The sequence below is a fragment of the Duganella phyllosphaerae genome (assembly GCF_001758785.1).
In the GTDB taxonomy this organism is placed as follows: domain Bacteria; phylum Pseudomonadota; class Gammaproteobacteria; order Burkholderiales; family Burkholderiaceae_D; genus Rugamonas; species Rugamonas phyllosphaerae.
Map to the genome: position 1 here is coordinate 1 of NZ_LROM01000149.1, position 12,875 is coordinate 12,875.

Below are 12,875 nucleotides of genomic sequence, written 5' to 3' on the forward strand. Positions count from 1 at the left end.
CCAGTAACCAGAACGCCGGCTGCCACCACCCCGGCCACCGGCGCGCCTGCCGCTGCCACGCCTTCCAGAGCGCCGGCCGCCACCCCCACCAAGGAACCGGCCCGATGAACCGTCCTCACTACATTCTGCTGCCGGTCAGCCCGCTGTTTATCGCCTTCAGCCTGCTGTGCTCCTTTTTACTGAACCTGCTGCCGTGGGGCCACCTGATCGGCGTGCCCGATTTCGTCGCGCTGGCGCTGGTGTTCTGGGGCGTGCACCAGCCGCGCCGCGTGGGCATCGGCACCGCATTCTTCCTCGGCCTCCTGATGGACGTGCACGATTCCACCCTGCTGGGCGAAAACGCGCTGTCGTACACGCTGCTGTCGTACTTCGCCATCATGCTGCACCGGCGCGTGACGTGGTTCCCGCTCATTACCCAGGCCACGCACGTGTTTCCGCTCCTGGTGATGGCGCAGGCCGTGCAGCTGCTGGTGCGGTTCTTCGCGTCGGGCCAGTCGCCGGCGTGGTATTTCTTCCTGGAGAGCGTGGTGGCGGTGTGCCTGTGGCCCGTGGCGTCGTGGCTGCTGCTGGCGCCCCAGCGGCGCGCGGTGGACCGCGACCACACGCGGCCCATCTGACGGCTGGTAGTGCATGACTGAGCTCAAGGACAACCAGCTGGAATTGCACAAGTTCCGTCTGCGCCTGACGGTAGTGGGCGGCGTGGTGTTCACCTGCTTTGCCCTGCTGCTGGCGCGCCTGGTGTGGCTGCAAGTGGTCAAGCACGAAGACTACGCGGTCAAGGCCGAGGACAACCGCATTTCGCTCGTGCCGATCCAGCCCAACCGCGGCCTGATCGTCGACCGCAACGGCGTGGTCCTGGCCCGCAACTACTCGGCCTATACGCTCGAGATCACGCCGTCCAAACTCACCGCCACGCTGGATGAGACCATCGATGCGCTGTCGAAACTGGTGGTGATCGACATCAAGGACCGCAAGCGTTTTCGCCACCTGCTCGAGGAATCGAAGCGCTTCGAAAGCGTACCGCTGCGCACCCGCCTCACCGACGAAGAAGTGGCGCGCTTCACCGCCCAGCACTTCCGCTTTCCCGGCGTGGAAATCCAGGCGCGCCTGTTTCGCCAGTATCCGCTCGGGGAAACCGCGTCTCACGTGATCGGCTTCATCGGCCGCGTCAACCAGGCCGAGGCCAAGGCGCTGGCCGACAGCGACCAGGGCGCCAACTACAACGGCGCCGACCATATCGGCAAAGAGGGCATCGAGAAAAGCTACGAGCGCCAGTTGCACGGCACCACCGGCTACGAAGAGGTGGAAGTGTCGGCCGGCGGGCGCGCCGTGCGCACGCTGTCGCGCCGCAACGCCACGCCCGGCAGCAACCTGATTCTCTCGATCGACATCGAGCTGCAAAAAGTGATCGAGGAAGCGTTCGGCGAATGGCGCGGCGCCCTGGTGGCCATCGAGCCGGAGACGGGCGACATCCTGGCCTACGTCTCTCGTCCCGGTTTCGATCCCAACCTGTTCGTCGACGGCATCGACACCCAGAGCTGGAACGAACTCAATACCTCGCTCGACCGGCCGATGGTGAATCGCCCACTGTCGGGCACTTATCCGCCGGGATCGACCTTCAAACCGTTCATGGCGCTGGCCGCCCTGGAACGCGGCTACCGCACGCCGGGCCAGAGCATCCACGACGCCGGCTTCTTCACGCTGGGCGGCCACCGCTTCCGCGACGACAAGCCGGGCGGCCACGGCACGGTGGACATGTTCAAGTCGATCTCGGAATCGTGCGATACCTATTACTACATCCTCGGCAACGAGATGGGCATCGACACCATCAGCGAGTTCATGAAGCCGTTCGGCTTCGGCCAGTTGACCGGCATCGACCTCGAACATGAAAAGCAGGGCGTGCTGCCATCGAAAGAATGGAAGCGCAACCGCTTTAAAAAGAACGCCGCCGCGCAGCGCTGGCAGCTGGGCGACACCATCTCGATCAGCATCGGCAACGGCTACAACAACTACACGCCGCTGCAAATGGCGCACGCGGTGGCCAACCTGGCCAACAACGGCGTGGTGATGAAGCCGCACCTGGTAAAAATCCTCGAAGACGGCGGCACCCATGCGCGCCAGCTGACGGTGGCGCGCGAAAGCTACCGCATCCCGCTCAAGCAGCAGAACGTCGACTTCATCAAGAGCGCCATGGTGGGCGTGACCACCAGCGGCACTGCCAGCAAGGTGTTCGCCAACGCCGGCTATATCTCCGGCGGCAAGACCGGCACCGCCCAGCTGTTCGCCATCAAGAAGAACGAGAAGTACAACGCCAAGCTGGTCGCCGCCCACCTGCGCGACAATGCCCTCTACACTGCGTTCGCTCCCGCCGACAAGCCGCGCATTGCGATTGCGGTGGTGGTGGAGAACGGCGGCTTCGGCGCCGCCGTGGCCGCGCCGATCGTGCGCAAGGCGCTCGACTTCTACCTGCTGGGCAAGCGCCCGAACCAGAAAGACACCACCCCGGTGCCCAAGGAAGACGCCGTGCTGCGCTCGGTGGACGACATCGAGGCCGAACATGGCGTGGTCGAACCCAAGCCGGGTGTGGACACCCCGGGCAATACCGAATAAGGAACCGCAATGCGCATCCACGAAAGGCGCTCCCTGGGGCGCCGCCTACGCCCATACTTCACCGTGTTCGACGGTCCGCTCACGCTGATCATCGTGGCCCTGCTCACGGTGAGCATGATCACGCTGTACTCGGCCAGCATCGGCATCCCCGGCAAGATGGAAGACCAGGTGCGCAATATCCTGCTGTCGTTCCTGGTGATGTGGGTGGCGGCCAACATCTCGCCGCAGACCATGATGCGCATTGCCGTGCCGGCGTACGCGGCCGGCATGATATTGCTGGTCGGCGTGGCGCTGTTCGGCATCATCAAGCTCGGTGCGCGGCGCTGGCTGCACGTCGGTATCGACATCCAGCCGTCGGAGTTCATGAAGATCGTCACGCCGATGATGCTGGCGTGGTTTTTCCAGCAGCGCGCCGGCCAGTTGCGCTGGCATTCGTATCTGCTGGCGGCAGTGCTGCTGATGGCGCCCGTGCTGTTCATCGTGCGCCAGCCCGACCTGGGCACGGCGCTGCTGGTCGTCGCTGCCGGCTTTACGGTGATCTTCCTGGCCGGCCTGGCGTGGAAAGCGATCGGCGTGCTGCTGGTGCTGTTCGGCGCCAGCCTGCCGGTGATCTGGACCCTGCTGCACGACTACCAGCGCGAACGCGTGATGACCCTGATCGACCCCACGTCCGACCCGCTGGGCAAAGGCTTCCACATCATCCAGTCCACCATCGCGGTCGGCTCGGGCGGCATGACCGGCAAGGGCTGGACCCATGGCACCCAGGCTCACCTGGAGTTTGTTCCCGAGCGCACCACCGACTTCATTTTCGCCGTGTACTCCGAGGAGTTCGGCCTGATCGGCAACCTGGTGCTGATGCTGCTCTACCTGCTGCTGGTGGGACGCGGCCTGATGATCGCCGGGAACGCGGCCAACCTGTTCAGCCGCCTGCTGGCCGGCGCCATGACCATGATCTATTTCGCCTACGCGTTTGTGAACATGGGCATGGTCAGCGGCATCCTGCCGGTGGTGGGCGTGCCGCTGCCGTACATGAGCTACGGCGGCACCGCGCTGCTCACGCTCGGCCTGGCCGGCGGCATCCTGATGAGCATCCAGCGCCACCGCAAGCTGGTGCAGACCTGATGGCGGCCTTGAATCCCGGCCGCTCGCTGTTGCAGCGCCTTCGTCCCTACGTGGCGGTGTTCGACCTGCCGCTCGCGCTGATCATCCTGCTGCTGCTGTCGGTGGGGCTGGTCACGCTGTATTCAGCGGGACTGGCGATTCCCGGCAAGGTCACCGACCAGGTGCGCAATATCGGCGCCGCGTTCGTGGTCATGTGGCTGGCCGCGAACACGCCGCCGCAAACCCTGATGCGCATTGCCGCGCCAGTGTATGCACTGGCCGTGCTGCTGCTGGTGGCGGTGGCCCTGTTTGGCACCATCAAGGGTGGTTCGCGCCGCTGGATCACGGTGGGCGTGCAGATCCAGCCGTCCGAGTTCATGAAAATCGCCATGCCGCTGATGCTGGCGTGGTATTTCCAGCTGCAGGCCGGGCGCCTGCGCTGGCACACTTACGCGGCGGCAGCGGCCCTGCTGGCGGTGCCGGTACTGTTGATTGCGCGCCAGCCCGACCTGGGCACCGCGCTGCTGGTGGTGGCTGCCGGCGGCGCCGTGATCTACCTGGCCGGCCTGGCCTGGAAGGTGCTCGCTGCGCTGGCGCTGGCCGGATGCGCGGCGCTGCCGGTGCTGTGGACCATGTTGCACGACTACCAGCGCGAACGCGTGCTCACCTTGATCGACCCGTACCACGACCCGCTGGGGCAGGGCTTCCACATCATCCAGTCGATGATCGCCATCGGCTCCGGCGGCGCGGGCGGCAAGGGCTGGACCCACGGTACCCAGGCCCACCTGGAGTTCATCCCCGAGCGCACCACCGATTTCATTTTTGCCGTGTTCTCCGAGGAGTTCGGCCTGGTGGGCAACCTGGTGCTGGTTACCCTCTACCTGCTCCTGATCTGGCGCGCGACGTCGATTGCGCTCAACGCGCCCACTTTTTTCACGCGCCTGCTGGCAGGCGCCATCACCATGATTTACTTTACCTACGCTTTCGTGAACATGGCCATGGTCAGCGGCATCGTGCCGGTGGTCGGTGTGCCGCTGCCGTTCATGAGCTACGGTGGCACTGCGCTGTTTACCCTCGGCATCGGCGCCGGCATCCTGATGAGCATTTCGCATTTCACCCGCACCGTGCGCCATGGCGCCGGTGGCAGTGTTCCCGCCTGGGGAGTGACGGCATGATCGAAATCAAGGATACCGAGCGCGAACTGCGCGAGTTCCGCACCCGTATCGCGGTGCTGGTCGGCGTGGTGTTCCTGTGCTTCTCGTTGCTGCTGGCGCGCCTGGTGTGGCTGCAGGTGGTCAAGCACGACGACTTCGCCGTCAAGGCGGAGGAGAACCGCATCGCCATCGTGCCGATCGCGCCGAACCGGGGCCTGATCTACGACCGCAACGGCGTGGTCCTGGCCAACAACTACTCGGCTTACACGCTCGAGATCACGCCGTCGAAACTGACGGCTTCGCTCGACGACACCATCGAAGAGCTGTCCACGCTGGTCAACATCGAGGTGAAGGACCGGCGCCGCTTCAAGAAGCTGATGGAAGAATCAAAACGCTTCGAGAGCGTGCCGCTGCGCACCCGCCTGACCGACGAGGAAGTGGCGCGCTTTGCCGCGCAGCGCTTCCGCTTTCCCGGCGTGGAAGTGCAGGCGCGCCTGTTCCGCCAGTACCCGCTGGGAGAGACCGCCTCGCACGTGATCGGCTTCATTGGCCGCATCAACCGCACCGACGCTGCCGCCATCGACGAGCGCGAGGAAACCGCCAACTATCGCGGCACCGACCATATCGGCAAGGAAGGCCTGGAGAAGAGCTACGAGCAGCAACTGCACGGGCGCACCGGCTACGAAGAGGTGGAAGTGTCGGCCGGCGGTCGTGCGATCCGCACGCTGTCGCGCAAGCCCGCCACGTCGGGCGACAACCTGATCCTGTCGATCGACATCGAGCTGCAAAAGGTGGTGGAGGACGCGTTTGGCGAGCGCCGTGGCGCGCTGGTCGCCATCGAGCCGGAGACGGGCGACATCCTGGCTTACGTGTCGCGCCCCGGTTTTGACCCCAACCTGTTCGTCGACGGCATCGACACCCAGAGCTGGAACGAACTCAATACCTCGCTCGACCGGCCGATGGTCAACCGCCCGCTGTCGGGCACTTACGCACCCGGTTCGACCTTCAAGCCTTTCATGGCGCTGGCCGCGCTGGAACTGGGCAAGCGCACCACCAGCTACGCCACGTACGATCCGGGCTTTTACATGCTGGGCGGCCACCGCTTCAACGATGACGTGGTGGGTGGCCACGGCATGGTGCCGATGCACAAATCGATCGTGGTCTCGTGTAACACGTATTATTACGAGCTCGGTCACGACATGGGCATCGACATGATCCACGATTTCATGAAGCCCTTCGGCTTCGGCCAGAAGACCGGCATCGACCTGGTGGGCGAAAAAATCGGCGTGCTGCCGTCGCAGGACTGGAAGCGCAAGCGCTTCAAGGGGGCCGCCGGGCGCTGGGTGGGCGGCGACACGATCTCGGTCAGCAACGGTTCGGGCTACAACGCCTACACGCCGCTGCAGATCGCCCATGCCATGGCCAACCTGGCCAACAACGGCGTGGTGATGAAACCGCACCTGGTCAAGATCCTGGAAAACGGCGGCACCCGCGCGCGCACGCTCACGGTGTCGAAAGAGAGTTACCGGATTCCGCTCAAGCAGGAGAACATCGACTTCATCAAGAACGCCATGGTGGGTGTGACCACCGAGGCTGGCGGCACCGGCGTGCGCGCGTTTACCGGCGCCCAGTACCGCGTGGGCGGCAAGACCGGTACCGCACAGGTGATCACCATCAAGAAGGGCGAGAAGTACAATGCCGCCAGGCTGGCCGAACGCCTGCGCGACAACGCGTTGTTCGTGGCCTTCGCGCCGGCTGAAAAGCCGCGCATCGCGCTGGCGCTGGTGGTGGAAAACGCCGGCAAGGGCGGCCTGGAAGCGGCGCCGATCGCGCGCAAGGCCATCGATTACTATTTGCTGGGTAAACGCCCGGCCGGCAAGGACACCACCAAGGTGGAGAAGGAGGATGCCGAAGAGATCCTGCCGGTGGAAGGCCAGACGCTCGAAGAGCAGGCCGCCGCCGCGCGCTTCGAAGCGCTGGGCACCCCGCCGCCGGGACTGATACCGACGCAGTCTGCGCCGGCGCCAGCACCGGCCCCAACGCCGGCACCTGCGCCCACGCCAGCTCCAGCGCCAGTCCCGGCGGCGCCTGCGCCCGCCCCGCAGCCCGCACCAGCGGTGCGCAAGAACTGAAAAGGATGACGACATGAGGCCAGGCTTCAACACCACGCCCACCCGCCTGTGCGGCCGCAACTCCCCATTGCTCGTGCCGCTGCTGCTGGCCGCTCTGCTGGCCGGCTGCGCCAGCACGCCCGACGAGCGCTTGCCGCGCACCTCGCGCGTGGGCGGTCCGGTGATCAAGGCGCCGCCCACCGGCAAGGCGCAGCCCGGTTTGCCGAACCTGCCACCGGCCAATTCGGGGCGGGGCGGCTATTACCAGGACGACGGCCCCGGCGACAATCCACCCGCGAACCTGGCGGCCGTGCCTGACGCCGAAGTACGCAATGACCCGCTGCTGCCGCGCTCCAACCGCCCGTACGTGGTGCTCGGTAAAACCTATACGCCGATCACCGACGACGAACCGTTCACCCAGGTGGGCATGGGCACCTGGTATGGCAAGAAATTCCATGGCCAGCGCACGTCGTCCGGTGAGCTGTACGACATGTACAAGATGACGGCCGCCCATCCCACGCTGCCGATCCCGTCGTATGCGCGGGTGTCGAACATGCTGACCGGCGCCACCGTGGTGGTGCGCATTAACGACCGCGGACCGTTCCACGCCAAGCGCGTGATCGACGTCTCGTACACGGCCGCGCTCAAGCTTGGCCTGCTCAACAAGGGCAGCCACGAGTTGAAAGTGGAGCGCATCCTGCCGGCCGAAATCGACCGCATGCTGGCCACGCGTGGCGGCGTTTCGACCACCAGCGGGGCGCGCCTGGTGTCGCAGGCAACGCAGTCATCACCGGACAAGCGCCTCAATTCGTACCGGGGCGACGACGAGAAACCGGCGCTGGTGCTGGCGCCGCGCGCGGTACCGGCCAATCCCGAGATCGAAGCACTGATGCTGGGCGACGGCGCCACGACCGCCACGGCCGCTGCGGCTGCAGTGCCGGCAACGCCGGCAACCCAGGACGAAGCGCTGACCGGCGGCTACTACCTGCAACTGGGCGCCTACTCGCGCCCGGACGGCGCGCGCGAACTGCAGGGCCAACTGGCCGGCGCCACGCTGGCGGCATTGCACATGGTGCAGAGCGGCCCCGTATTCCGCCTGTTCAGCGGCCCATTCGCCAGCCGCCAGTCGGCACAAGACGCCATCGCCAACCTGCCATCGGCCCTCAAACTCAAACCGCTGGTGATCCAGCGCTAACTAACCTTCGGGGTCAGTGCCGACATTCGGACATTTTTGAACTTAATCGCGCGATAATGGTCACCATAGCGATGAGCTCGTGTCCGAATGTCGGCACTGACCCCGAAGTGATTTTAGCGGCAGGTGTGGATGTCGGTGTTGGGGAAGTCGGTGCGGATCTTGTCGAGGTCGGCCTTCAGCGCTGGCCCGACGTCGCGGAACTGGAAGGCCAGCAGGCGGCTGCCGGTCATGCGCGGGGTGACGCGTGCGGTGCGCACGCCTTGTTTGACCAGCATTGCCAGCTGGTTCTGCGCCGCAGTCTCGGTCTTGAAGACGCCCAGCGAGATGCCGTAGCGCAGCGGCGAATTGTCCGAGATGACGTAGTAGTTGGTGACACCCAGGCCGCGCAGCTCGTCGGCCTTGCGGTCGGCGGCCTCCTTGCTGCCCTGCGGCGGAACGTGCACGATATAGCTCGAGATTTCGGTGCCGGGCAGGTTGCGACGCGACTGGCGGTCGCCAAGTTGCAGGGGGGCTACGCGCGCTTCGAAGCGGCGCGCTTCGGCCAGCACGAAGCTGCCGATTTCCACGCAGGCCAGCGGCGCCGCCGGCCTGGCAGCAGGCGTGGCGACCGCGGCAGTGGCTGCTGCAATCCCAGTATCAGTGACAGCATTGGCGGCAACAGAGGTGGCAACTGCAGGGGCGCTCGCCTCAGTGCCATGCGCGCGCTCGGACGACACCAGCGTCAGGTCCTTGGGGTTGAGCTGGCGCTGCAGGCGCTGCGGTTCGCGCTCGCTGCCGCTGAAATGCCCGAGGTAGCCCTGGCCGTACGCGAACAGCGCGGCATTGACGGCCAACAGCGAACAGAAGAGAAATTTCAGCACGGGCTATTCCTGTGGGCGGTTAAGTGTCGGCGGCGGCCGAGGCGTGCAGGCCGATCAGCACGACGTTGTCGATCAGGCGGTATGGTACCGTCAGCAGCGGCGCGATGTGCGGCGCGGCGCCACCGGACAGGATGCAGATGGCCGCGCCATGTTGGGCGAACGCGTGTTCGATGGCGCCGCTCTGGGCCACCATGCAGCCGCTCAAGATGGCGTCGTCGGTATTGTCAGCAAAGCCTTCGGGCAGTCTGGCGTCGTGGGCGATGCGTGGCAGTTGGGCCGTGTTGCGCGCCAGCGCGCCGGCCATCAGACCCAGTCCCGGCATGATCATCCCGCCCAGAAAAAAGCCGTCGGCGGTGATGGCGTCGATGGTGGTGGCGGTGCCGCAGTTGGCGACGATGATGGGCTGTCCCGGCGCCAGCGCATGGCCGCCGATGGCGGCGGCAAAGCGGTCGCATCCCAGCTGGGCCGGATTGCGGTAGCCGTTGGTCACGCCAGCGAGCGCCGGTACGGACGCAAACCAGGTAATCGCCTCAGCGGGAACCAGCGCCGGAAACGCCCGCTGCAACACGTATTCGAGCTGCACCCGCAGCGCATTGCCGGCCACGTTGGCGACAACGATGCGGCCCACGCCGTGGCGCGCCACCGCCTCGCTCCACGCCAGTTCCAGCTGCGGCAGGTCGGCATGGGTGACGGCGCCGTGTTCGAGCCACTCGCCTGGTGCGGCGTCGTTGGCGGCCAGCGCCCATTTCACGCGGGTGTTGCCGGCGTCGATCAGGAGCATGCGGTGTCTCCGGTTGGGGTGTCAGGAGAAAGCCGCAGCGAGACATCGCCCGACAGCACTTCGACCAGGCCACCCGGCGTGGCGAGCAGCAGGCGGCCAATCGCATCGACGCCCACGGCGCGGCCCTGCTGCCGCACCTGGCCATCATCGAGCAGCACCACCTCTCGGCCGTGCCAGGCGTGCAGCGCGTTCCAGCGTTCGGCAAACGGCGCGAAGCCGGTGTCGTCAAATTCGCTCAGCACCGCCGCCAGCCGGCTCAATAATGCCGCCACCAGCGCGTTGCGGTCCATTTGCGCCAGCCACGGCGCTGCGGCCACGCTGCGGCCGATCTGCTGTTCCAGCGCGTCCGGCATCAGGAGGTTGATGCCTGTGCCGATCACGGCCCAGATGGCGCCGTCGGTTTTATCGACACAGGTTTCGACCAGGATGCCGGCCAGCTTGTCGCCGTCCCGCAGCAGGTCGTTGGGCCACTTGATCTGCACCGGCACGCCCAGGCCGATAATGGTTTCGGCCAGCGCCACGCCCACTGCCATCGGCAGGCCGGTCATGCGGTGCAATGGCCCCTTGAAACGCCAGGCCAGCGAGAACATCAGCGCTGCACCGGGCGTGGACAGCCAGCTGCGGCCAGCGCGGCCGCGCCCCGCGCTTTGCTGGTCGGCGATGCGCAACAGCGGGCCGGGCAGGGTGCCCAGGTCGCTCAGCCGCGCCAGCAGGTCGGCGTTGGTGGAGCCGGTTTCAAGCACAGCTTCGATCGCCACGTGGCTGGCGCTAGCGGCGCACAGCGCCGTGATCGATGGTGCGGAGACGAGTGCCGAGTGACTGGTCATGAGGCTTGCTTGCGCGGTTTGTGCGGCGCCTTGCCGAAGGCGAAATCGTACACCGGGTTCGGCAGCAGGCGCAGCACCTTGGCGACCACGCCCATCTGCCACGGAATCACCGCGTAGCTGCTGCCGGCATCGATCACCTGCGCGGCGCGCGCCGCAAATTTGTCGGGCGCCATCAGGAACGGCATCGGGTACGGATTCACGCGCGTCATCGGCGTGTCGATGTAGCCGGGGCACAGCGTGACGACCTTGATGCCGTAAGGTTTGAGTTCGAGGCGCAGCGATTCGCAGTAGCTGATCACGGCTGCCTTGGAGGCGCTGTAGGCCTCGGCGCCCGGCAGGCCGCGGATGCCGGCCACGCTGCCGATGCCCACCAGCCGCGCGGGCGCGCCTTGCGCCTTCATGGTGGCGATGAACGGCGCGAACGTGGCGGCGGTGGCGGTGAGGTTGGTGGCGACAATGTCGGCAAACACCGGCAGGTCGTCGGCATATTCGGTGAGAGTGCCCACCGAGATGCCGGCATTGGCGATCACCACGTCGATGCCGCCGGTGTGCGCGATGAAGTCCTGCGCGGCGGCGGCAATGGCCGCATGGTCGCGCACATCGACCGCGTAGGCGCGGTGGCGTTCAGGCTGGGGCAGGGAGGCGATCAGCTGGTCGAGCGCGGGACCGCGCCGTGCCAGCAGGCCCAGCGTGGCGCCCAGTGCCGCGTAGCGCGCGGCCAGCGCGGCGCCGATGCCGCTCGAGGCGCCGGTGATGAACACGCGCTGGTGGCTCCACTTAGGCTGCATGGTGGCGCTCCACGCGCACGTCCGGATGGGACATGCTTACTTCTTTTCCGCTTTCGCCTTGGCAACCAGCACGTCCATCACCTGGAAGCCCTGCGCGTGCAATTGCGCTTCGGTGGTGGCAGCCTTGGTCGCTTCGTCGGACATGGCCGGCGAGGTCACGTATTTGCCATCGATGGCGAACATCGGCCACGAATCGACGCCGTAGGTATCCATCAGCGACGATGCGCGGCGCACATGGCCCTGCACGCCCATGCCGCGATAGACGTCGATGAACTTCTGGCGATCGACGCCCTGCTTGGCGATGAAGTCGAACACCATCTCGTCGCGGTTCATGCGGTTGCGGTTGACGTGCATCTCAGTAAAGATCTTGGTGTTCATCGCGTCGTTCATCAGGCCCATCGACTCGAGCGTGTAGAACATTTTTTGCTGCGGCAGGTCGGTGCCGGTGCGCGAGATGTGCACGCGTTTGAAGATGATGTTGCCGCCTTGTTTCTTGATCCAGGCTTGCAGCGACGGGTCGAGCGCATAGCAGTGCGGGCAGGCGTAGTCGAAGAACTCGATCACTTCCACTTTTTTCGCGTCCGCCTGTTGCGGCGTGGGCAGAGTGCGGTATTCGACGCCGTTTTTAGGATCGGTCGGCGACGCCGATGCCGACAGGACCACGGCGCTCATCAGCACGGCGCTTACTGCATATTTCAGGACTCGCATCTTCACTCCTCGGGTTTACTTTTGCTCAGTTATTTCTGATTTCGCACGACTGCAACATCGATGCCGTTTTCGGACAGCTTGCTGCGCACCTTGTTCATCGCCTCCACCTGCTGGAACGGGCCGATGCGCACGCGATGCAGCACACCGGTATCGGTGGTGCGGTCCGACAGCGTGGCTTCGAAGCCGAGCAGGGCCAGCTTGCCGCGCGCGCTTTCGGCGTCGGCCACTTCGCGGAACGCGCCCGCCTGCAGGTAATAGATGTATTTCTCGTCGCCGGCCGCCGGTGCTGGGGTAGCCGCAGCACCCGCCTTGCCGGTTGGCGTAGGCGTGACATTGGACGCGCGCGGCTTTTCTGCCGGCGTGCCCTGGATGCGGTCGACCACGGCCTGCAGCTGGTCGGCCGCCTTGGCCGGCGCCGGGGTTGGCGCAGGAGGGGGCGTGGCTGGCGCCGGTGGCGGCGTTTCGCGCGACAGGTCCTTGGCGGCGGCGCGTGCCGCTTCCTTGTTGCCGTACATCGGCTTGTTTGGATCGGCGGCTTGTCCCGCCGTGGTTTCGGCCGACTTGCTGTTACGGGCCTTGTCGGTAAACGGCGAGGCGCCCTTGTTGATCACCAGCGCCACGACCACCGCCACGGCCAGGCCGATGACCAGGCCGATGACGATGCCGACAAAGGTATTGCCCTGTTGACGTTGGGCTGCGGCCGGGTTGCGGAACTGCGAAAGGCGGAAAGTCATGTGCGG

The 12,875-nt window shown here is 65.8% G+C and carries 12 protein-coding genes; 6 read left to right on the plus strand and 6 right to left on the minus strand.

Going from position 1 to position 12,875, the window contains the following annotated elements:
- Positions 1–104 precede the first annotated feature (104 nt).
- The 6 genes from mreD to DUPY_RS24980 are packed head-to-tail and all read left to right on the plus strand — an operon-like array spanning position 105 to position 8,171.
- Positions 105–617: a rod shape-determining protein MreD gene (mreD, locus tag DUPY_RS24955; protein ID WP_070251855.1), complete on the plus strand. Its 513-nt coding sequence runs from the start codon at positions 105–107 to the stop codon at positions 615–617.
- A 13-nt stretch (positions 618–630) separates the two neighbouring features.
- On the plus strand, positions 631–2,610 hold the full coding sequence (gene mrdA / locus DUPY_RS24960; protein ID WP_070251856.1) for a penicillin-binding protein 2: 1,980 nt from the start codon (positions 631–633) through the stop codon (positions 2,608–2,610).
- Positions 2,611–2,619: 9 nt separating this feature from the next.
- Positions 2,620–3,732, plus strand: a complete 1,113-nt coding sequence (rodA, locus tag DUPY_RS24965) for a rod shape-determining protein RodA (protein WP_070251857.1) — start codon at positions 2,620–2,622, stop codon at positions 3,730–3,732.
- Complete coding sequence (gene rodA, locus DUPY_RS24970; protein ID WP_070251858.1) at positions 3,732–4,886, plus strand: rod shape-determining protein RodA; 1,155 nt, start codon at positions 3,732–3,734, stop codon at positions 4,884–4,886. The genes rodA (DUPY_RS24965) and rodA (DUPY_RS24970) overlap by 1 nt, the downstream gene beginning before the upstream one ends.
- Positions 4,883–6,997 carry a penicillin-binding protein 2 gene (gene mrdA, locus DUPY_RS24975; RefSeq protein ID WP_070251859.1) on the plus strand — a complete coding sequence of 705 codons (2,115 nt, stop codon included), beginning with the start codon at positions 4,883–4,885 and terminating at the stop codon, positions 6,995–6,997. Before rodA (DUPY_RS24970) ends, mrdA (DUPY_RS24975) begins: the two co-directional genes overlap by 4 nt.
- A 13-nt stretch (positions 6,998–7,010) precedes the next feature.
- Positions 7,011–8,171, plus strand: a complete 1,161-nt coding sequence (locus DUPY_RS24980) for a septal ring lytic transglycosylase RlpA family protein (protein WP_071651704.1) — start codon at positions 7,011–7,013, stop codon at positions 8,169–8,171.
- Positions 8,172–8,284: 113 nt separating this feature from the next.
- On the opposite strand, the gene DUPY_RS24985 is transcribed toward DUPY_RS24980, so the two are convergent.
- The 6 genes from DUPY_RS24985 to DUPY_RS25010 are packed head-to-tail and all read right to left on the minus strand — an operon-like array spanning position 8,285 to position 12,869.
- Positions 8,285–9,031: an SPOR domain-containing protein gene (locus DUPY_RS24985; protein WP_070251860.1), complete on the minus strand. Its 747-nt coding sequence runs from the start codon at positions 9,029–9,031 to the stop codon at positions 8,285–8,287.
- A gap of 19 nt (positions 9,032–9,050) precedes the next feature.
- Positions 9,051–9,812 (minus strand): type III pantothenate kinase, encoded by a 762-nt coding sequence (locus tag DUPY_RS24990; protein ID WP_070251861.1) that lies wholly within the window; start codon positions 9,810–9,812, stop codon positions 9,051–9,053.
- Entirely contained in the window at positions 9,803–10,639 is an 837-nt protein-coding gene (locus tag DUPY_RS24995) for a biotin--[acetyl-CoA-carboxylase] ligase (protein WP_070251862.1), read from the minus strand. Before DUPY_RS24995 ends, DUPY_RS24990 begins: the two co-directional genes overlap by 10 nt.
- The gene (locus tag DUPY_RS25000) at positions 10,636–11,427 is read right to left on the minus strand and encodes an SDR family oxidoreductase (RefSeq protein WP_070251863.1); all 792 of its coding nucleotides are present in this window, start codon (positions 11,425–11,427) and stop codon (positions 10,636–10,638) included. Before DUPY_RS25000 ends, DUPY_RS24995 begins: the two co-directional genes overlap by 4 nt.
- Positions 11,428–11,463: 36 nt before the next feature.
- Complete coding sequence (locus tag DUPY_RS25005; protein ID WP_070251864.1) at positions 11,464–12,135, minus strand: thiol:disulfide interchange protein DsbA/DsbL; 672 nt, start codon at positions 12,133–12,135, stop codon at positions 11,464–11,466.
- A 29-nt stretch (positions 12,136–12,164) separates the two neighbouring features.
- Positions 12,165–12,869 carry an SPOR domain-containing protein gene (locus DUPY_RS25010; RefSeq protein WP_070251865.1) on the minus strand — a complete coding sequence of 235 codons (705 nt, stop codon included), beginning with the start codon at positions 12,867–12,869 and terminating at the stop codon, positions 12,165–12,167.
- Positions 12,870–12,875 lie beyond the last annotated feature (6 nt).

Bases quoted from the DNA above. Each gene is read 5' to 3' on its own strand.
- mrdA (WP_070251856.1), top strand. From the start codon at position 631: ATGACTGAGCTCAAGGACAACCAGCTGGAATTGCACAAGTTCCGTCTG.
- rodA (WP_070251858.1), top strand. From the start codon at position 3,732: ATGGCGGCCTTGAATCCCGGCCGCTCGCTGTTGCAGCGCCTTCGTCCC.
- DUPY_RS24990 (WP_070251861.1), bottom strand. From the start codon at position 9,812: ATGCTCCTGATCGACGCCGGCAACACCCGCGTGAAATGGGCGCTGGCC.
- DUPY_RS25000 (WP_070251863.1), bottom strand. From the start codon at position 11,427: ATGCAGCCTAAGTGGAGCCACCAGCGCGTGTTCATCACCGGCGCCTCG.
- mrdA (WP_070251859.1), top strand. From the start codon at position 4,883: ATGATCGAAATCAAGGATACCGAGCGCGAACTGCGCGAGTTCCGCACC.
- rodA (WP_070251857.1), top strand. From the start codon at position 2,620: ATGCGCATCCACGAAAGGCGCTCCCTGGGGCGCCGCCTACGCCCATAC.
- mreD (WP_070251855.1), top strand. From the start codon at position 105: ATGAACCGTCCTCACTACATTCTGCTGCCGGTCAGCCCGCTGTTTATC.
- DUPY_RS24995 (WP_070251862.1), bottom strand. From the start codon at position 10,639: ATGACCAGTCACTCGGCACTCGTCTCCGCACCATCGATCACGGCGCTG.
- DUPY_RS24980 (WP_071651704.1), top strand. From the start codon at position 7,011: ATGAGGCCAGGCTTCAACACCACGCCCACCCGCCTGTGCGGCCGCAAC.
- DUPY_RS25010 (WP_070251865.1), bottom strand. From the start codon at position 12,869: ATGACTTTCCGCCTTTCGCAGTTCCGCAACCCGGCCGCAGCCCAACGT.
- DUPY_RS25005 (WP_070251864.1), bottom strand. From the start codon at position 12,135: ATGCGAGTCCTGAAATATGCAGTAAGCGCCGTGCTGATGAGCGCCGTG.